The sequence below is a fragment of the Psychrobacter sp. Ps4 genome, assembly GCF_022129285.1.
Taxonomy (GTDB): domain Bacteria; phylum Pseudomonadota; class Gammaproteobacteria; order Pseudomonadales; family Moraxellaceae; genus Psychrobacter; species Psychrobacter immobilis_A.
Genome location: NZ_JADQAK010000001.1, coordinates 232,113 through 253,177 on the forward strand (window position 1 = coordinate 232,113; position 21,065 = coordinate 253,177).

Sequence of the window (21,065 nt, forward strand, 5' to 3'; positions counted from 1 at the left end):
AAAATTAGGGTGTTTTATTTTTTGTCATCATTATTAAGCAGGGATTCGCTTAAAAGGCTTGATAAAAAAACGGAAAATAAAATTACTTATAGATTTGAATATAGAGGGTTTGTAGTCATCCAAGATGACAATAAGGCTGGGTAACTGAATTAATTTTTGAAAGCTTTTAGGTAGCACTTTAATATTATTGTGTTCAAAATTAAGTACACTGAGGTTAGTTAGCTGGCCAATACTATCTGGAAACTCATTAAGTTGATTGTTGTCTAGTGTCAGTTGCTCTAACTCTATTAAATCACCAATGCTATCTGGAAGTTCAGTGAGTTGATTGTTGTCTAGTAAAAGAACTGCTAATTGATGGAGACAGCCTATATTACTAGGCAATGTGGTTATTTGATTGTTTTCGAGTGCTAGAACAGTCAACGTCGATATATTGCCAATACTGTCAGGTAATATGGATATTTTATTACCACTAAGTGTTAATAGACCTACTTGAATGTCATTTGGAAACTCAGTGATTTTATTATTATTCAACGACAATCCGTATAACTCAGAAAAATCCCTAAAACTATTGGGTAATCGCTCAATTTGGTTGTTATTTACGCTAAGCAGTGTTACTTGTGTGCATCTTGGAAGTTCAGTGAGCTGATTAAAATCCAGATTAAGCGTGTGTAATTGTGTCAAATTAGAGATATTAGATGTGATATTTGATATCTGATTATTAGGCAGATGAATATTTACTAGTGAAGGAACATTATACAAAGCTTCAGGAAATTGAGTAAGATTGTTATCGCTAGCATTAATGATAGATAGCTCGGTAAGCTTACTAATCTCATTAGGTATGTGAGACAGGTTGTTTTCAGAGATTTCAAGATGCTCTAATAGATAAAGCTCAGTAATGATTTCAGGGAATTGACTGAAGCTGTTGTTACCAATACTCAGTAGTGAAAGCTGGGTTAATTTGTTCATACTATCTGGTAATTCTTTGAGTTTATTGTCAGATAGCATCAGCTCGTCCAGCGCGGTGAGATCACCAATGCTATCAGGCAGAGAGGAGAGGTTATTTTCATGTACACTTAGTGTTTTTAGTTGCTGTAGTGCACCAATCCAGCTTGGTAGTTCAAGTAATCCACAATCAGAAGCTTCAAGAACTTCTAGTTTAGTAAGGTTGTAAATACAACTGGGTAAGTGTGTTAACGTATTATTTGCAAAAGCTAACTGAGTTAGTTGTGTCAGGCTAGCTATACTATCAGGCAGATTCTTCAAACTATTAAAATTCAGGTTAAGCTTAGTGAGATTAGTAAGGTTGCTAAAATTATCAGGTAAGGTCGTTAAGTTGTTAAGGCTCACATCAAGCGTAGTAAGGTTAATAAGATTGCCAAAACTATCGGGCAGATCATTTATTTGCTTGGACGCCATATTTATTTCTGTGACTTGATCCAATTGTCTGACGCTTCTTGGAATAATGTCTTCTGAAATATTATTTTTAATAGCCCAATCAATAATCGGTTTTAATTTTTCGTACTTTGTATCCCAATTTTGTTCGGTCATTATTCTGCTCTACTGTCTGTATGATGAATGGCATGCAGTATTTGCTCATAAGCGTCGCGTAGGCTCAGCTTCTGCGCGTCTGTTACCTCATTAAGCGTCAGACAGCGTTCAAATACTTCTAACTCATTTAAATCTTGTAAGGTTTCAGAGGCTGACTCTTGATTGAGCACCTTATCATAAGTGGAAAGGTTTTTGATTTTCAGTACCTCACATGGCAAGCCGTCTACTATAGCTTCTATTTGTTCACGCAGATTGGCAACAATGTCATCGCCAGTATAAATAACTTCAAGCCAAGTTGACTCTAACGATGAGCACGACTGCGTCAGCGTATGAATGGTTGTCTCAATGGTTTGCATATCACCTGAGACTTGCGCTAATGACTGAAAACAAGGAATGGGGACAGAGAGGACTTGCATGTCACGGTCAGTGTCGTGATGCAGCAATGTCGAATCTTTACTAGGGTTTTTATCTCTCGTAAGTTGAGGTAATAACTGGTGATTACTACTTAGAGGGTCGTTACTTTCTGATTCTGATAACGATATAATTTCCTCTTTAGAAGTATCTTCAAAGCCAAATAAGTCATCCATAAAGTCGTTATTGCTCTTAGTACTGCTCAAGGTTTTCTTATTTTCCGCAGGAGTAACTTCCGTTTGTAGGTCTGAGCTATTAATAACACTATCATTCATGAATTTTTCATTACCAAACTGTACCAGTAATACTTGCTTTTGTTGCTTAGCCTCACCAAATCCCATCGCGATTGGCGAGCCTGAATAGCGAATGCTCTCACGACCACCGACGCGTTGCGGTACGTGCAAATGTCCAAGTGCAACGTAGTCAAAAATTTCATCGAACATGTCAGCAGAAATTTTACCGAGTGAGCCGACATAAAGCTCACGCACACCATCATCATCAGTGGTGGTGCCACCAGCTGCAAATAGATGCCCTGTGGCAATGATGGGAATGTGATGCTGGTATACTTCAACTAATTGAGCTTGCTTCGCTTTAGCAATGCTAGCTACTTCATCATAATGGGCACGAATGCCTTTAATGACATTGGCGTCTTTGCTATCAGCCGACTCGCCAGCACTACTGCTACGGACATCACGATCACGCAAATAGGGAACAGCCGCAATAATACAATGCGGGTTTCCATTTGTATCGTCTAACACCAATACTTCATCGTTTAAGTCTTCACAAGCAGTACCAATAACATGGACGTTTAAAAACTTGAGTACGTTACTTGGTGCATCTAAAAATGTCGGCGAATCGTGGTTACCTGCGACGATAACGATATGTTGACAGCATGATTTTGAAACCTTACCTAAAAATCCATAATATAGCGCTTGAGCTCTATTGCTTGGGGTCATGGTGTCAAAGATATCACCAGCAACGATTAGTATATCCACTTTCTGTAGGCTAATGGTGTCTTGCAACCAATCTAAAAACGACTCAAATTCGGCATAACGCATTCGTCCATAAAGCCTGCGCCCCAAATGCCAGTCGGAAGTATGAAGGATAGTGAGAGGTTTGGTAGTAGATACAGGCATAATTGAGTTTCATGATGGATAAAAGACATCGATTATTCTAGCAAGAATTGGTGCGATTTGCTTTGTTATAAACTTACCAGTAAAGCAAAGTAGATAAGAATGAGTAGTGACATTTAGCCGTAAATGAAACGATGATCGTTTATTAAAAATAATGGCTATTTAAAAAAGCTGATTAACAAAGCGGATTTTTAATAGTATTAAGTAACAAATGAATGGTACTAGAAAAGGTCCATATTTAGTAACATCCAAGCCATTATTAATATAAGGGTATGTTATGTCGTTGATCAGATTATGCACATTGGCTTTAATTGCCACTTCCTCTTTGGCTGCTTGTAGCAGTTATGAGCAAGCAAATATGAATAATAAAACCAGTGTGAGTCAAATAAAAGATAGCACCGCGTTTTTCCATTCGATCAAACCGAGTCATTCTGACGCAATCATTGGTCAAGTGATTGACGTCATCTCGCAAGACAGAGAGCAGCAAAAAGTCACTATCGTCGCTCAGGATGGACAGACGTATACCGCAGAAATCAGTAAAGCCAACTTTGCTCAGAAAAACGCCCATCAAATGCAGAAATTAACCATAGGCGATTATGTTGAAGTGATGGGAGAGCAATCGACATCACAATCAGAGATAGATAGTAAGCGCCACATTACTGTCCATGCGATGCCTTATATTTTGCGTAAAATTATCATCGCTGACCATCAAGTAGACTGTGTCGGTGTTGCGCCGCAATCATGCTTACTGACTAAGCCTGCTGAACAAGCTAACGCCGACTGGGAGTATCGATATAGTGGTATAGAAGGTTTTGATTTTGAACCTAATTATGAATACACTTTGCTCATTAAGAATACACCTATTAGCAATCCGCCTGCTGACGCATCATCAATTCATAGCACGCTAATAAAAGTCATTGAGAAACAAAAGACCAAATCTTAATTGTTAAAAATGAATAGCTCATAAAAGATCAATAGCGTTATACTAAATACTAAAAAGCCCTACTAATCTACTGGCAGGGCTTTTTAGAAATTGAAGATCATACGTCAACCAATCACTAACTGCTCCAAACCATCATCAGCCGTTGCCAAATTAGCCACCATAGATAACGCATGGGCTTGCTGGCTAGTATGATTTGCCTTTGGTGTAGCCGCTGTGCCACCACGTAGCCAGTTACTAGCTGTGGTGTCACTATTGTTGTTTTTCTGCTGATTTTGCAAATTATACCAAGCCAAATCATGATGGAGTGCGACCACGTCTCCCATAATGAGCAAGGCTGGCGTGGGTAGCTGGTTTTTTTCTTGCAACTCAACGATGTCGGCAAGCGTTCCCGTTAATACCTGCTGATTGGGCATGCTGGCATTGGAGACAATGGCAATCGGGGTATCACTACTGCGCCCTGCATCAATCAAGCCTGTCGTCAAACGCGCCAGCGAATGCAATCCCATATAAAATACGACTGTTTCATCCGTATTCAAAAAGCTCTTAAAATTACTATTGGGCGCGCCAGCCTTTAAAAATCCAGTGACAAAACGTACCGACTGTGAATGGTCACGATGGGTCAGCGGAATGCCAGCATAGCTTGCGGCGGCATTGGCAGCGGTAATGCCGGGGACGACTTGATAAGGGATACTGTGCGCACGCAAGCTCTCAATTTCTTCGCCGCCCCGCCCAAAGATGAAGGGATCACCGCCTTTCAGACGCACCACACGGCGACCTTCTTTAGCACTATTGACCAACAATTCATTAATGCCTAATTGCGCTACTGCATGATTGCTGCGTTTTTTGCCAACAAATACTTTATCAGCATCACGGCGGCATAGATCTAACACTTGCGGTGAGACGAGCGCATCATAGTAGACGATATCCGCTTGTTGCATCAAACGCAGCGCTTTAAAAGTGAGCAGCTCTGGGTCACCTGGGCCTGCACCAACGATATAGACTTCGCCTACATTATTTTGTAGGGTTTGAGGTTCTGTGGATATATCATTCTCTGTATGTTTTTCAGTGATAATTGATGCTGTTTTATCTAAATCGGCTTGTAATTGTGCCGCCGCTTCATCTTCATTACCAGCAAACATCAGCTGACTGACTGGACCTTCAAATGCTTTTTCCCAAAACTGCCTGCGTCCTGTCAGCGTAGGTATTTTAGTTTTCACTTCGCTACGAAAATCCCCAGCAAGCTTTGCCAATTTACCATAGCCTTGTGGAATCAAGGTTTCGAGGCGAGCGCGTAATAGACGTGCCAACACTGGCGCTTTGCCGTTTGACGATATGCCAATCACGATTGGATTGCGATCAACAATCGCAGGGAAGATAAAATCGCATAAATGTGGCGTATCGACGACGTTTACAGGGATATTTAATGCCGTAGCATCGGCATGAATTTGATGGTTCAGCGCTTCGTCATCCGTGCCAGCGATAATGACGCGTGCGCCTGTCATATAAGTTTTATTATAATTCTCATAAATGAGTGCGTGCTTACTGTCACTGAGCAAGGCTTGTAGTTCAACACAGATATTTGGCGCAAGAACAGTGATGCACGCGCCAGCACGGCTGAGCAAATCTGCTTTACGTAGCGCCACATCACCGCCGCCAACAATGAGTACTTTACGGTCTTCTAATTTAAAAAATAATGGAAAGGTGTTCATAGGATTACCTGTAATTCATTCAATGTAAGGTATGTCGCTATTATGAGGTATCACAGGCATACGCTCACGTAGCGAATTGGCATTAGCATATTCGTTTTTGTCATGTTGGTGAGGGTTTTTGGTGTAAAAGGGAATAGGTAAGGCGTGAAATACAGAACTAAAAAAGCCACAGGCTTACGTCAAAGCTTGTGGCTGTCATGTAGATTAGATTTTTGCATTAGATATTAGCAATAATGAGATTTGACCACGTACAAAAACCTACTCAAACTCACTCAGCATCTTAGTCATACGGGCATCTTTTTGTTGCCAGATATCCTCTAACCAGTCAAACATCATTTTTTTGGTGGTTTCATCACGGTCATAGCCGCCGTCCATGATGGCAGCAAATAATTCATCTGGTATCTTTAAGCGAGTCACATCGACGCCCAAACGGCGAATATTACCTTTCCATAAATCATCATAGTCAGGCGCGCCGTCTGGGTAGACAATGGTCACGTCCAAGATAGAATCCAACTCATTGCCTAACGCATTAATGGCTAATGACAAACCGCCAGCCCGTGGTTTTAACAAATGCTGATAAGGGGATTTTTGCTGGTCGTGTTTTTCTGGGGTAAAGCGCGTGCCTTCCAAATAGTTTAATAGCGCGAAAGGTTTGTTTTTTAATTGACGACAGGCACGCTTAGCCTCAAGCAAGTTTTGTTTTTTAAGCTCTGGATTCTTGGCCATCGCTTTGGCAGAAAAGCGCTTCATCATCGGAAAGTCTAAGAAATAAAAGGCTTGACCGATAACAGGAATATAAATCAGATTAAACTTGGTAAAAAACCGTGTCAGAGGCAACGTATCTTGGCTGATATATTGCACAATGCTGGTATCAACCCATGATTGATGGTTGCTTACCAATAGATACTGTTTGTCTTCGCTCAGATCGTCAGGCAGGTTAATGCGCCAGTCTTTGTGAGGTAGGGCATGATCAATGACGGCGTTATTACTATTAATCCAGTATTTGGTAATCGCAATCAGCGCATCATCCGCAGCTTTTGCTCCTGTCAATACTTTTGCCGCTCCCAAAGTCCAGATGGGCAAGCCCACCATTGCACTATTGGCAGTAAGAACACTCGTACCAGTTAAAAAAGAGGCGGTCTTGCCTACCGCTGGTAGCTTATCGTGCAGTTTTTCATAGAGTGAATCGATTTTTTTTATAAAAGACATAATAAATATCCATATTAATGAGCGCGAGTGCCTATAAGGAAATAAAAAAGGATGAGTAACTTTGTCCATGATGTGGCTTTATAGCGTCGGTTTAATGCTGAGCAGCCACTGAGGCAAGCCATAGAATACCGCAATGTTAGACAATAAAACGTTCAAGAAACGTTAATTATTCAAATACTGACTTCTTTATACAGATAGAGATATTCAAAAATAATAGAAAATTGTCTATTAAGCGGAGTATTTGCTATAGTTTGGCGGCCTCTAATGAATACTTTATATAATAAGCTATTGTGAGGAATAGGAGGATGTATGTCATGGTTCACCATAGCGTATTAAGCGAGCTGTTAAAGCAATAAACGGTAGTCAATATGATTGTAGTGCTAATCTAAGGTGTTGAACATTATTCCGCGTGGCGCCGCGCTGAGTTTAGCGTCTGCTTTGTTTGGCATACTTTTATTATTGGCTTTTGTACTGACTCATCAAATAAGTTGGTCAATTTCTGGTATCTATCGCTATGATCTGTTGTTGGCTTATGCTTTGATTATTCAGGTTTTTTTGGTTTATTTCAAATTAGAGACACCGCGTGAGGTATGGGTCATTGCTATTTTTCATATTATGGCCATGGCAATGGAGCTGTTTTTAACCCATCCCAAAATTGGTTCTTGGTACTATCCTGAACCAGCAATTTTTAGAATTGCCACTGTGCCACTTTTCGCCGGATTTATGTATTCGGCAGTAGGTAGTTTTTTAGCGCGTGGCTTAAGATTGTTTAATGCCTCTTTTACCGACTTACCACGTTTACTATGGGTGAGTTTATTGGTTATTTTTTCTTATGCCAATTTCTTTACTAAGTTTTTTGTCCCTGATATTCGCAATATATTGTTCATCGCTTCAGTAGTTTTATTTTGGAAAACCAGAGTATTTTTTCAAATCCATCACAAAAATAATCTTCAATTGCGTGATACCAAGCAATATCAATGTCCATTTTTACCATTACTGTTGTTCCTCGCTTTTTTGGTTTGGTTGGCAGAAAATATTGCTACTTTTACCAATATTTGGCGTTATCCGTCACAAGCGAATGCATGGCATATGGTAGGTTGGGGTAAGCTGGGCTCTTGGTACTTATTACTGATGTTAAGTCTAGTGTTGGTTTTGGCAGTCATGGGTAAAAGGGATGAGAAAGGCGGTTGGCAGTTAGCTCGATAATTTTGATACTTGCGTGTGTTCTCATTGTTTTGGCAGTAGCGCTAGCACTTGGATTATAGATTCAAATTTTGTGGGACTGAATATTGAATCTACTATGACAATAAAAAAACACCTCTTATATCTAAGAAGTGTTTTTATCGTAAAGCTACGAAATACCTAAAGCTGCGTATGCAAGCCACACTCACGGCTTTCTTCTACCTTAGTTGGATCAAAGTAGTCATGCTCGTTTGGTAAGTTATGCTCTTCTAGATATACATCCAAATCAGCATCTGTTTTTTCAAACAATGGGGCTACTTTTAGTACGCCGTCTTTTGACAAGCTAAGTACGTCAAGACCTTGGCGGAATTCGGTTTGGTCTTTACGAATAGCATTGAACCACACATCTGGCTTTAGCTCATCTAAGGCACGGCGGAATGGCTCAAGTTTAACTTGCTCTGTGAACTCGTCATGCTGTGGGTTATCGATACCTGGGATGCCATTCATCGTCGCGTCACGGTGTGCAGCGGTCTGCTTAGGGATATAAGTCACAACGTTGAGATCAAGATCACGAATCAATTTGTTGGCAAATTGATAGGTCGCATCGGTGTTATAACCTGAATCTACCCACAATACCGTGATGTCAGGGCGCTGCTTGGCAACCAAATGCAAGATCGCTGACTCATAAGGACGGAAGTTGGTGGTGATGATTGGGTTTTTGGCTTGCGTCAGCGCCCACGCTACAATCTCTTCTGGTGATTTACCTTGCAAATCTTGGTTTGCTTGGTCGATATCTAGGTTTGGGTGTAATTGGCTCATAATACATTCCTTAATAATTGTTAATATAAAAATGGTTCTTTAATATCGAGTTTAGGTTTTTGAGAACATCGGTAATGCTGAAGCATCTCGACCATCATAGCTACTGGCTAGGGCAGTGAAGGCTTGGCTAATATCAGATTTAGCATCATGCTCATTGAGTACAAAGCTAGTAGCACCAGCGCGCAGCAAATAAGCGATTTGATCACGACCAAACGCGCCTGCCATGCGAATATCACCTTCATAACCAAGCTGACGCAAGGTCTGTGCAAAACTAAAACCGCGACCATCCACAAAACTTGGGACATGAATGACGATCAAGTCTTGCGTCAATAAAAAGTCTTTTACATCAGACAGATCATCAGCATCGGTGTTGGATGTGATCCACACACCCAATCGGCTGCTGTGCTGCTTGAGGATATCCAATACTTGCGCGAGCAAACCGTTTGCCAGTTTTCCATCAGCATTTAATAAATCTGCTAATGGGACAAGTACATCAACTTTTTCTTGTTTGTGTAACAGCTCAAGTAAGGTCAAGCTTGATAACGCGATACCGTCAGGCAGCTGCGCTGTCGCTAGCGCTTGCCAAGTATCTTCGCCACTGATGTCTGCGCCATGGCTATCAAGCACATGATGATTAGCCATAGACCTTCTCCTTAAAGGAGGCGATACCAACGCGGTCAATCACGTCACCAAAACCCTCAACATCTTGTTCGTTAGTGCCGCGTATATCGAGATACACATCTAAAATGGTTTGTAGCGTGCTGGCCACATCATCCGCTGGCACCGCTTTTCCTAAGATTTTGCCCAACTTGGCGTCATTACTAGAGTTACCGCCAAGGCTAATCTGATACCAGTGCTCGCCTTTTTTGTCCACACCCAAGATGCCGATATCACCTGTGTGATGATGGGCGCAAGCATTCATGCAACCTGACATGTTTAGGCGAATATCACCAAGATCATACAAGTAATCTAAATCATTAAACTGCTTTTCGATTTGCTCAGCGATATTGTGCGTAGTCGCATTGGCCAGTGAGCAATAATCCCAACCTGGGCAGACAATCATGTCGGTTAAGGTGTTGATATTGGCGCGTGCTAAATGCAAATCTGATAGCTGCTGCCACAATTCATAAAGCTCATTGGTTTGCACATCAGCGAATACTAGATTTTGCTGATACGTACCGCGCAATTCACCAAAGCTATAACGATCAGACAAATCGGCAAGCGCATCCATTTGCGCATCACTCAAGTCACCTGATGGCACATAACGACCGTCCACCAGTCCGGCTTTTAAAGAGATTACTACCGCACGGTAACCGTCCACCTTATGTGCCACGGTGTTTTGCTTATACCAATCAGCGAAATCTTTATTGTCTGCCAATTGTGCTTGCAACTCTGATTGTACTGCGAGCGCATCAAATGACTGATAATCAGGCATGCTAAAATAGCTGGCAGCGGTGTCAAAATTGTCATCCGTCAAGGTCAGCGGACCGTCTTTGGTGTGCGCCTCCCACTCAGCCTCCACCAATTTGCCAAACTGATCGCCGCCTAAGCTGTCGACCAAAATTTTAATACGGGCTTTGTATTTATTGTCACGACGACCATGCAAATTATAGACGCGCAAAACCGCATCAAGATAACTGAGTAAATGCTCGCGCGGTAAAAACTTGCGAATCGTTTTACCAATAATAGGCGTACGTCCTAAGCCACCACCAACGATCACTTCAAAGCCAAGCTCGCCTGCGTCATTGGTAACGACGTGCAGACCCACATCATGTACTTGCGTTGCCGCACGATCCGCTTCGGTACCGATGACTGCAATTTTAAATTTACGTGGTAAAAAAGCAAACTCAGGGTGGAAGGTTGACCACTGACGAATGATTTCGCAATAAGGACGTGGATCAGCAATTTCTTCTTTATGGATACCCGCATAAGGATCCGTTGTGGTGTTACGGATACAGTTACCTGAGGTTTGGATGGCATGCATCTGTACCGTTGCCAATTCTGCCAAAATGTCTGGCACTTCTTCTAGTTTTGGCCAGTTCAGCTGAATATTGGTACGGGTGGTCATGTGCCCATAACCTTTATCATACTTACGGGTAATCTCAGCCAATTTGCGTAGCTGATAGCTGGCAAGCAAGCCGTAAGGAATGGCGATACGCAACATCGGCGCATAACGCTGGATATAGAGGCCGTTTTGCAAACGCAGCGGCAAAAATTGCTCTTCTGGCAGCTCGCCTGCCAAAAACCGTTCGGTTTGGTCGCGAAACTGGGCGACTCGTTCTTCTACCAAGGTTTGGTCAGCGTAGTTATATTGATACATGACGTAATCTCAATTTTTTAAACATAAAAGCAGCGACGAAAATGATTGGCGTGTGTAATCAATCTTATTGCCAGTCGCAAGGTAAACAATTCAGAGTCACATCATATAAGCTTGCGCCTGCAAACATAAATTCCTTTAAGACATATGTATATCCAAAGTCAGCATAAATTTTCATAACGAAAGTTAGGTAGCCTATGCTTATCAAATTTATCACGACTTATTTCATCACTACCTATAAAGGTTTCAAAAAATGACATCTACCACTGCTAACCAACAGCCATCAAAACTTGTTCCGCCACATGGCAGCAGCGAGCTTAAACCATTACTATTAAAGGGTGATACCCGCAACCAAGCATTGAAACTTGCCAGCAGCTTGCCGACGATTACCCTGAGCTCGCGTGAGCGTGGTGATTTGATTATGCTCGGTATCGGTGGCTTTACGCCGCTAAATGGCTTTATGAACCAAGCGGATTGGCAAGGGGTGGTTGATGATATGCGCCTGCAAAGTGGCAACAATGCTGGCTTGTTTTGGCCAATTCCCATCACTTTATCAGCGCCGAAAGAAACTGCCGACAGCCTAAACCAAGGTGATAAAGTCGCGTTAGTGGCGCAAGATGGTGAGATTATGGGCATCTTGACGGTAGAAGAGACTTATATCATTGATAAAGAGCATGAGTGTCAGCAAGTTTTTACCACCACTGATAGCGAACATCCGGGCGTGCAGCAAGTACTTAACCAAGGTGAAGTAAATATCGCAGGTAGTGTCGAAGTATTGAGCGAAGGCGAGTTCCCAACCTTATATCCGGAAATTTATAAAACCCCTACTGAAACGCGGGAAATACTGGATGCCAAAGGCTGGAAAACGGTTGCCGCTTTCCAAACGCGTAATCCAATGCATCGCTCACACGAATACCTTGCCAAGATTGCTATCGAGATTTGTGATGGAGTCTTGATTCATTCATTGCTCGGGGCATTGAAGCCAGGCGATATCCCAGCCGAAGTGCGTCAAGAAGCCATCAAAACCTTGATTGATAATTACTTTAGACAAGATACGGTTATTCAAGCCGGTTATCCGCTAGATATGCGCTATGCCGGTCCACGCGAGGCATTACTACATGCCGTATTCCGTCAAAACTATGGCTGTAGCCACTTGATTGTTGGTCGTGACCATGCTGGTGTCGGCGATTATTATGGTGCCTTTGATGCACAAACGATATTTGAACAGGTTGGTAAAGATGATCTTATCACTCAACCACTAAAAATTGGCTGGACGTTCTGGTGTAATGCTTGTAATGCCATGGCATCAGATAAGACTTGCCCGCATGAAGCGTCTGAACACGTTAAAGTATCAGGTACGAAGCTGCGTAAAGCGCTATCAGAAGATGAAGAAGTACCAGACAACTTTAGCCGTCCAGAAGTATTACAAATTTTGCGTGATTATTATGCTGGTATCGCAAGAGAGGAACGTGCTGAAGTGAAATTGGTTGGTGCCTCTGCGGTGTAAACCAAGATTATCAGCATACAAACCAGTATCAAAAAAAGGTGTCAGACTTATCATCTGACACCTTTTTTTTGATACTGGTTTTCAACGCCTGTTATCTAAGCTAGCGTTCGTTATCTATTAAATCTCTAAATCTGTTGTCAGCTTTTGATAGTCACCAATCAATGTGCCACCGCCAGAGCAGAAGTAGTTAAGCGCGTATTTATCTTGACTATCAATAGTCAGCTTATCATCCTTAAATTGAAAGAATGCTGTACTGTCATTGACTTTGCTTTGGAAAATAATGCCGTGCGCGTCGTCTTGACCCATTAATGTCGCCTTGCTATCAAACTGGCAACTGGGCTTTTTAATATCGCTACGGGCGCGAACCTTTATGTTGATTTGCTGATCACTCTCTGCCCGTACCATGACGCCAACCCAATCATAGCCTTGCGCGCGCTTTTCATAACCTTCATCAGCATAATCTCCAACGACTGCTTGCACAGCTGGCATGACATCGGCTATAGGTTGTTTTATGGCTTGGTGATTCACGCTAGGTGTCATGTTATTACAGCCACTTAAGGCAAACAGAGCCGCCGATGTGGTGAAAAATACCGAAAAAAAGCGTGAGTGACGAGCGGCACGAGGTGGAGACATGATCATTTAAGTACCTTTGATAAAGGAGTGATTAAGAGGAATGGTCGTTATCTAAACGAAACGCCTAACAGCATGGCTGTAAGGATATTAGAGATAGTATCGTTTACATAAAGGCTCGTCTATTTGACATACTCCCACCACTTTCGCCAAGCTCAAGTGGGGGATTCTAAAAGCAAACGCTCTTAGGCAACATTCTCACGAATATCACAAGTTTTCTGTTTCAACGGGCGACCCTTTACCGCATCTTCCCTCCGCAGACAACACGGCATGCCCTGCCGCTAATATGTTGCGAGCCGCGTTAACATCTGCGTTCGCAACATAACCACATTGGACGCACTCAAATTTTGATTGAGTTTGTCTATTTTCTTTGGCGACATGCTTGCAGTTAAAGCAGGTTTGGCTGGTGTAACGTGGATTGATTTTCACTAGCAGCCCACCTTGCCATTGCTGCTTGTACTCAAGCATATTGACCATCATGGCCCAGCCTTGATCCAAAATTGATTTATTCAATCCTGATTTGGCTTTGACATTATAACCTTTTTTCTCCATCGACCCGCTTGCAGACTTCGACATATTGGTTACTTTTAAGTCCTCACAAGCAATCATAGCGTGGTTTTTGCTGATGCTGGTGGTGATTTTATGCAAGTAGTCATGACGAATATTGGCGATATGATGGTGCAATTTCTGTATCTTACGGTTTTGCTTTTTCCAGTTTTCACTGAATTTTACTTTCTTGATTAATTGACGCTGTAATCTAGCAAGCTTGAGTTGATTGGCTTTAAAGCCGTTTTTAGGTTTGATGTATTCACCATTTGAGGTGGTGAGTAGTTTGCTGATACCCATGTCTAATCCAATAGCGCTTATGGCAGGATGCCGAGGGTTCTCAGCCAGTTCAAGTTCACACCCAAACGACACGTACCAGCGCCCTGATTTCTTGCTGATGGTGACGTTTTTGATGGTGCCGATAATGTTTTGGGATTTTCTAAACTTCACCAAGCCAATACCGTTGGGTAGTTTGACTCGATTGTCCTCAACACGGCAATATTTATCAAACTGAACCAAGCGAATTGAGTCGCAGCCATCGGACTTGTGCTTAAATCTTGGCATCAGTGGACGTAGTTGGATCTCCGATCCATCAGCCAATTTAAAGAACTTGGGTTTACGGGGTTTCTTTTTATTTTCTTTTAACCTGGCATGGACTTTGGGGTCAAAAAAACGTGACCAAGCAGAGGCGAGATCACGTACTTTTTGTTGTAAAGCCACCGCATTTGAACTGGTTTTTAGGAAGTCAAAATCAGGATTACTTTTTAAATCTATAATTTTATTAACCAGATTGGTGGCATTAATAAACTCGTTGTTAGCAAACATCTCAAATGAGATTGCCAGCATTTGATTCCAAACAAAACGCGCAGAGCCGACAAGATTATTTAAAATAACCGTTTGCTCCGTATTAGGCTCAAGCCTAAATTTATACGCTTTGTTGATCTTCATAAACACTTTCTTTATTAATGAGTGTGTATTTGATATTATGATTATAATTCTAGTACTTAAGGGTTTTTATTACAATGAGTGAGATATATAAAAATCGCTATGCCGCCTTTAACCTACACGTTCATTTGGTTTTTTTTACCAAGTACCGAAAAAAAGTTTTAGTTGAGTTGCATCATGATTATTTTAGTGAATGTGTTGCTGAGCTCTGTAAAATTTTTGACGCTGAGCTAAAGGAGTGTAACGGTGAGGCAGATCACATTCACATGCTTATTCAGTATCCGCCAACGGTGCAGTTAAGCAAGTTGGTTAATAATCTAAAGTCAGTCACAAGTAGACGAATGAGAGGCGATTTCATTGAGTTAAGAGCAGCTTATGCCAAGCCGGTGCTTTGGTCCCGATCTTATTTTGCAAGCTCTTGTGGTGGTGCGCCATTAGATATTATTAAGCAATATATTCAGAATCAGCGAGGCTAGCCTAAGCCTTGTGAAATAATTAATAAAATGACTTATGCCAAGTTAATCACTCGATAAGCGCATTTGTCACTAAGCATTTGACTCACATGCTGTTAGCATATTTCTCATTATCCATAGAACCGCATCCAAAGGATTATGAGCATTAATAAGATTGTTAATGCTGTGAAAAACGCTTCTATCAACATTATCGAGAGCACCCATGCAACCAGATAACAAAAGTATTCAGCAAATATCTCAAAATCTTCGTTTTGCGAACATACATACACTTGTTGAAAATAAAAATACGCAGACGCCGCTCGCCAATATCAGTGTTAAAGTTAGTAGCGTACTGGCGTTTGCCATGCTGATGACAGGCTGTAATCCTACCGAAGCCACTCAGCAAGACGGCTCGAACGCAACGGGTGATGCAAAAAATATCAGTTTATTAAATGTCTCTTATGATGTATCACGCGATTTTTATAAAGATTATAACGCTTTATTTAGCGCAGATTATCAACAAAAGCATTCAGACAGTCAGGTCAATATCAACCAATCACATGGTGGCTCAAGCAAACAAGCGCTGTCGGTTGCCAATGGTCTGCAAGCAGATGTAGTCACCTTAAACCAAGAAAGTGATATGAATCTGTTGGTTAAAAAAGGCTTGGTTGCCTCTGACTGGCAGCAAGCGTTCCCAAACAATTCGGTGCCTTATACCAGTACCATGGTGTTATTGGTGCGCGATGGTAACCCCAAAAATATCAAAGACTGGTCGGACTTGGCGCGTAATGATATCGACGTGGTGATACCAAACCCGAAAACCAGTGGCACCGCGCGTTATGCGTTTTTGGGTGCTTATGGTTACGGATTACATCAATTTAAAGAAACGGTGCAAAGTCCTGCCAAAACGGATGATTTTATAAAAAAGCTACTGGCAAACGTGGTCACTTATGACAATGGCGCACGCGCCGCAACGACTAGCTTTACTCAGCGCGGACTGGGCGATGTGCTCATCACGACCGAAAATGAAGCGCATTTAGCCGTCAAGAAATTTGCCAAAGGACAGGTCGATATCGTTTATCCCAGTTATTCTATTGTGATTGCCAACCCAGTAGCGGTCGTAACAGCCGTCACTGACAAGGGCGGCAAGACGGCAGCGGCGAATGCTTACCTAAAAGGCTTATGGGACACTCCAGCACAAGAGCTTATGGCAGAGATGTATATGCGTCCAAGTAACCCACAAGTGCTGGCAGCTCACAAAGCAACCTTGCCTGATATTGAGACTTTTGAGCCGGTAGCAGTATTTGGTTCTTGGGAGCAGATTATGGACACTTTCTTTGTCGATGGTGGGCGTTTTGATCAGCTGGCAAGAGTGAAGTAGGGAGCCTTTATCAAGAGATCGTCAATGACCTGATACATGCTCAAAGTGCTCAATTTGTATGAGCCAGAGCGGGTAGTTAGTAGGGTGTCAGCCTTATGTGTTAACGATACTATTTAAGTAATTGATAACCTTGTGTTTATCCCTTTGTTATTCCATTTTGGCAATAACATACGCATATTCATCATTAAACATAATAAGATGGCACTGTTAGCATACTTGCATTACTTAACAGATACCTTTGAGGAATTTATGACATACGCTTTGCACTATCAACAAAAAAGTAAAAAACGTCACGTCTTGAGCATTGCAGGCGTTGCATTAACCTTAGGGCTGGCTGGCTGTAGCAATAGCGAGACAGAAACGACTGCTAATGCAGATGGCACCGCTGCCACAGAAGGTCAAAATATTGAGCTACTGAACGTCTCATATGATGTGGCACGTGACTTTTATAAAGACTACAACCCATTATTCGTTGAGCATTATAAAGCTGAAAATCCAAACAGCAATATTCTAATCAAGCAGTCACATGGTGGCTCAAGCAAACAAGCGCTGTCGGTTGCCAATGGTCTGCAAGCAGATGTCGCTACCATGAACCAAGGCTCTGATATTGAGCTGCTTGAGAAAAAAGGTTTGGTTGAATCAGATTGGGAAAGTAAATTCCCAGACAATGCCGTGCCTTTTACCAGTACCATCGTATTCTTAGTCCGTAAAGACAATCCAAAAGGCATCAATGACTGGGAAGATTTGACCAAAGAAGGCGTTGAGATCGTCATGGCCAATCCAAAAGTGACGGGTAATGGTCGTTATGCGTTCTTGGGCGCTTATGGTTATGGCTTACATGCTTTTGATAAAAACGAGGCCAGTGCCAAAAACTACGTGAAAGACATGCTTAAAAACGTCAAAGTTTATGAGAATGGCGGGCGCGCTGCGACCACCACTTTCGTTCAGCGTGGTATCGGTGATGTCCTAGTGACTTTTGAAAATGAAGCCAACTTGGCAGCGACTGATTTCGGTGCTGGTAAAGTAGACATCGTTTATCCTAAATATTCTATTAAATCAGAAAGCCCTGTTGCGATTGTCCAGTCAGTGACAGATAAAAAAGGCACAACGGATGCTGCAAAAGCTTATCTTGACTACTTATGGAGCGAGCCTGCTCAGCAGCTAGCAGCCAATCTATACTTGCGTCCTAGCGTCAAAAGCGTCCTTGATAAAAATGGTGATAAATTACCACCAATTGAAACCTTCCGTCCAAATGATGCCTTTGGCACGTGGGATGAGATTATGGGTACTTACTTCAGTGATGGCGGCGTATTCGACCAGTTAGCCATTAACGCCCCGCAGTAATCACCTGCTAAGTGCATAAGAGAAGCTACTGCGCTAGCAAATGCAGTCAGTCACACCGTTAGTCATGCAGAACCTCATAAAGGACATGGTCGTATACGCTATGTCCTTTATACCGTAAGCACACCAATAACTACCTGATAGCATGGTTTTATGGACGACATCATCGTTAAATGCTTTCTGTTAAGTGCTCTTTTTAAGTATCAATAGTGAAAACCCACGTTAAGCAATAACAATAAATAGTAATCATCGCTAAGTACGATTGGTTAGGCAATAGGACATCATTATGAGTGCAAAAACATCTCCTGCCAGCAAAGCCCCTGCAAAAAAAGGGTGGTTAACACGTTTGCGCCAACGCAATGTGCTGCCAGGGTTCGGCCTAAGTATGGGTATCACGGTCTTTAGCTTGTCGCTACTGGTGGTATTGCCGTTTGCCATGATGGCCTACACCACGACTCAGATGGGTTGGACTGGATTCTGGGAGACGATTAGTCAGCCGCAAGTCACTGCTGCTATCAAGCTAAGCTTATGGATGTCGTTTTTGGCGATGCTGACCAACATGGTGTTTGGCACATTGGTTGCTTGGGTACTCGTACGCTACGAGTTCTGGGGTAAGTCGTTGATTAATGCGCTAGTTGATTTACCATTTGCATTACCAACGGCGGTCACGGGCATTTCGCTTGCGACCCTTTATGCCCCTAATGGTTTGATTGGTCAGTGGTTTGATAAATTTGGCATTCAGGTCGCCTTTACACCTATAGGTATTTGGCTCGCCTTGGTTGTGGTCAGTTTCCCCTTTATTGTCCGTGCGGTACAGCCTGTACTCGCTGAGCTATCGGTTGAATTTGAAGAGGCAGCCGCGGTATTGGGCGCCAATCGTTTTACGACGTTTCGCAAAGTAATTTTGCCAGAGCTTTTGCCCGCTTTACTCATGGGTGCAGGCATGATGTTTGCTCGTGCCACTGGCGAGTACGGTTCGGTTATCTTTATCGCTGGCAATATCCCCATGCAATCAGAGATTTTACCGCTCATTATCATTAGTAAACTAGAGCAGTTTGATGTTCAAGGAGCTTCTGCGGTTGCATTATTTATGCTACTAATCTCATTTGTGATCTTATTAACTATTAACATCATGCAGTGGAAACTGTCGCGCCGTGTAGGAGCTCGCTAATGCAAATATCTAATAGCTACGACTACCAAAGCAACGCAGCGACTAAAGATACGCCATGGATACGCCTTACCTTTATCGTCATCGCAGTGCTATTTATGGTCATCATGTTGGTCATTCCTTTACTGGCTGTGTTCTATGAAGCTTTTAAAGGTGGCTGGCAGTTGTATATTGCCTCGCTGGTTGATCCAGAAGCCCTGCAAGCCATTAAACTGACGTTAATTACCGCGGCTATCGTCTTGCCGATTAATATGGTAATGGGTATCGCAATCGCATGGTTAGTGACGCGCTATCAGTTTAAAGGTAAGCAGCTGGTCACCACTTTGCTTGATCTGCCATTTTCAGTATCACCCGTCGTTGCAGGTTTGATGTTTGTTTTACTATTCGGACTCAATTCCACCATTGGCGGCTGGCTTGAAAGTATGGGATTCCAAGTTATTTATGCGGTTCCAGGTATTGTATTGGCGACACTGTTTGTTACTTTTCCTTTTGTAGCACGTGAACTGATACCGCTGATGCAGACGCAAGGCGACTCTGAAGAGCAAGCGGCATTGACCTTGGGCGCAACTGGTTGGCAGACGTTTTGGCATGTGACACTACCGAATATCAAATGGGCACTACTCTATGGTTTGATTTTGACCAATGCGCGGGCAATGGGTGAGTTTGGGGCGGTGAGTGTGGTATCTGGTCATATTCGCGGCGAGACCAATACCATGCCACTACTGGTTGAGATTGCTTACAATGATTATAACTTTACCGCCGCTTTTGCCTTATCGAGCCTACTAGCTGCATTGGCATTGGTGACGTTGCTTATTCAACAAGTCATGACTAAGCTACAAGAGCGCAAATTTGCCAAGTCCGAACGGCTGGCAAGTGTGCCTGAGTTACTGGTAAGTGCCAACGCTACTAAGGCTACCAATACTACTGATGCAACAACCGCTGAAAGTTCGGATAAATGATAAGCAAGATTATCTACACTTGGTCTGAACAAAGGCTGGCATTAGATTTAATTTAATAATATAAATGCGGTAACCAAAAAATCTGCCACGATACCAAAGATATAATAAGAGAACCCATTATGAGCATCGAGATTCGCAACGTTAATAAAAAATTCGGTCAGTTTACCGCCTTAGATAATATCAATATCACCGTGCCGACTGGCAAGCTGACCACTTTACTGGGACCATCAGGCTGTGGCAAAACGACGTTGCTACGCATTATCGCCGGCTTAGAGTATGCTGACTCAGGGCAGATATTGTTTGATGAGATGGATGTGACCAATACGCCAGTACAAAAGCGCCATATTGGCTTTATGTTTCAGCATTACGCATTGTTTCGTCATAAAAATATCGCCGATAATGTCGCCTTTGGACTGACCTTGTTACCAAAGAATGAGCGACCGAGTAAGGCAGATATCAATAAGCGCGTTGCCGAGCTATTAGACTTGGTGCAGCTGCCACAAGTGGCCAATGCTTATCCGCATCAATTATCAGGCGGTCAGCGTCAACGGATTGCGCTGGCTCGTGCCTTAGCAGTGAAGCCGAAGTTATTGTTGCTCGATGAGCCTTTTGGTGCCCTCGATGCCAAGGTACGTAAAGAGCTGCGCACGTGGTTAAAGAACATCCACCATGAGCTTGGTATTACCAGTATCATGGTCACTCACGATCAAGAAGAAGCCCGCGCCGTCTCAGATGAGATCGTGGTCATGAATCAAGGGCGGGTAGAGCAGGTAGGCACATCGGAGGAGCTGATACACCAGCCAGCCAATGCGTTTATCAGTGATTTTTTAGACTTAGCATAGTGAAATTTGGTGCAGTTCTTCTG

At 42.6% G+C, this 21,065-nt stretch carries 17 protein-coding genes and 1 pseudogene; 9 read left to right on the top strand and 9 right to left on the bottom strand.

Annotation, left to right across the window (positions count from 1 at the left end; all coding sequences use genetic code 11):
* Window positions 1-33: 33 nt before the first annotated feature.
* Window positions 34-1,548 (bottom strand): hypothetical protein, encoded by a 1,515-nt coding sequence (locus I3252_RS00930; RefSeq protein ID WP_238033928.1) that lies wholly within the window; start codon window positions 1,546-1,548, stop codon window positions 34-36.
* Entirely contained in the window at window positions 1,548-3,095 is a 1,548-nt protein-coding gene (locus I3252_RS00935) for an exonuclease SbcCD subunit D C-terminal domain-containing protein (protein WP_198329906.1), read from the bottom strand. Before I3252_RS00935 ends, I3252_RS00930 begins: the two co-directional genes overlap by 1 nt.
* Before the next feature lie 274 nt (window positions 3,096-3,369).
* On the opposite strand from I3252_RS00935, the gene I3252_RS00940 reads away from it, so the two are divergent.
* Window positions 3,370-4,035, top strand: a complete 666-nt coding sequence (locus I3252_RS00940) for a DUF4377 domain-containing protein (protein WP_198329907.1) — start codon at window positions 3,370-3,372, stop codon at window positions 4,033-4,035.
* 104 nt (window positions 4,036-4,139) lie between these two features.
* Here the strand turns inward: I3252_RS00940 and cysG are convergent, their stop codons facing one another.
* On the bottom strand, window positions 4,140-5,744 hold the full coding sequence (cysG, locus tag I3252_RS00945) for a siroheme synthase CysG (RefSeq protein ID WP_198329908.1): 1,605 nt from the start codon (window positions 5,742-5,744) through the stop codon (window positions 4,140-4,142).
* Between the two features lie 258 nt (window positions 5,745-6,002).
* Window positions 6,003-6,953: an acetyltransferase gene (locus I3252_RS00950; protein ID WP_198329909.1), complete on the bottom strand. Its 951-nt coding sequence runs from the start codon at window positions 6,951-6,953 to the stop codon at window positions 6,003-6,005.
* A gap of 390 nt (window positions 6,954-7,343) precedes the next feature.
* Here I3252_RS00950 and I3252_RS00955 point away from each other — a divergent pair, with 390 nt between their 5' ends.
* Window positions 7,344-8,159 (top strand): DUF817 family protein, encoded by an 816-nt coding sequence (locus I3252_RS00955; protein WP_238033929.1) that lies wholly within the window; start codon window positions 7,344-7,346, stop codon window positions 8,157-8,159.
* 156 nt (window positions 8,160-8,315) lie between these two features.
* On the opposite strand, the gene I3252_RS00960 is transcribed toward I3252_RS00955, so the two are convergent.
* Genes I3252_RS00960 through I3252_RS00970 form a run of 3 tightly spaced genes read right to left on the bottom strand, consistent with a single transcriptional unit; the run spans window position 8,316 to window position 11,274 of the window.
* Complete coding sequence (locus tag I3252_RS00960; protein ID WP_238033930.1) at window positions 8,316-8,954, bottom strand: phosphoadenosine phosphosulfate reductase family protein; 639 nt, start codon at window positions 8,952-8,954, stop codon at window positions 8,316-8,318.
* A 51-nt stretch (window positions 8,955-9,005) separates the two neighbouring features.
* On the bottom strand, window positions 9,006-9,596 hold the full coding sequence (locus tag I3252_RS00965; RefSeq protein WP_238033931.1) for a DUF934 domain-containing protein: 591 nt from the start codon (window positions 9,594-9,596) through the stop codon (window positions 9,006-9,008).
* Window positions 9,589-11,274, bottom strand: coding sequence for a nitrite/sulfite reductase (locus I3252_RS00970; protein ID WP_238033932.1), 1,686 nt, complete (start codon window positions 11,272-11,274; stop codon window positions 9,589-9,591). The genes I3252_RS00965 and I3252_RS00970 overlap by 8 nt, the downstream gene beginning before the upstream one ends.
* 250 nt (window positions 11,275-11,524) lie before the next feature.
* Between I3252_RS00970 and sat the strand changes: the two genes are divergently transcribed.
* Entirely contained in the window at window positions 11,525-12,778 is a 1,254-nt protein-coding gene (sat, locus tag I3252_RS00975) for a sulfate adenylyltransferase (protein WP_201501253.1), read from the top strand.
* Between the two features lie 117 nt (window positions 12,779-12,895).
* Here the strand turns inward: sat and I3252_RS00980 are convergent, their stop codons facing one another.
* Entirely contained in the window at window positions 12,896-13,417 is a 522-nt protein-coding gene (locus I3252_RS00980) for a hypothetical protein (protein WP_045456193.1), read from the bottom strand.
* A 176-nt stretch (window positions 13,418-13,593) separates the two neighbouring features.
* Window positions 13,594-14,902, bottom strand: a pseudogene (locus tag I3252_RS00985) (transposase).
* 74 nt (window positions 14,903-14,976) lie between these two features.
* Here I3252_RS00985 and tnpA point away from each other — a divergent pair.
* From tnpA to cysA, 6 genes are all read left to right on the top strand, one after another.
* Window positions 14,977-15,375: an IS200/IS605 family transposase gene (tnpA, locus tag I3252_RS00990; protein WP_109589807.1), complete on the top strand. Its 399-nt coding sequence runs from the start codon at window positions 14,977-14,979 to the stop codon at window positions 15,373-15,375.
* A gap of 346 nt (window positions 15,376-15,721) precedes the next feature.
* A complete protein-coding gene (locus tag I3252_RS00995; RefSeq protein WP_238033986.1) occupies window positions 15,722-16,732 on the top strand; it encodes a sulfate ABC transporter substrate-binding protein in 1,011 nt (336 codons plus the stop codon).
* 249 nt (window positions 16,733-16,981) lie between these two features.
* On the top strand, window positions 16,982-18,076 hold the full coding sequence (locus I3252_RS01000) for a sulfate ABC transporter substrate-binding protein (protein ID WP_201501254.1): 1,095 nt from the start codon (window positions 16,982-16,984) through the stop codon (window positions 18,074-18,076).
* 283 nt (window positions 18,077-18,359) lie between these two features.
* Window positions 18,360-19,244, top strand: coding sequence for a sulfate ABC transporter permease subunit CysT (gene cysT, locus I3252_RS01005; protein WP_045448154.1), 885 nt, complete (start codon window positions 18,360-18,362; stop codon window positions 19,242-19,244).
* Window positions 19,244-20,200 carry a sulfate ABC transporter permease subunit CysW gene (cysW, locus tag I3252_RS01010; RefSeq protein ID WP_201501256.1) on the top strand — a complete coding sequence of 319 codons (957 nt, stop codon included), beginning with the start codon at window positions 19,244-19,246 and terminating at the stop codon, window positions 20,198-20,200. Before cysT ends, cysW begins: the two co-directional genes overlap by 1 nt.
* Before the next feature lie 119 nt (window positions 20,201-20,319).
* Complete coding sequence (cysA, locus tag I3252_RS01015; protein WP_083475763.1) at window positions 20,320-21,042, top strand: sulfate ABC transporter ATP-binding protein; 723 nt, start codon at window positions 20,320-20,322, stop codon at window positions 21,040-21,042.
* The last annotated feature ends 23 nt before the right edge of the window (window positions 21,043-21,065 follow it).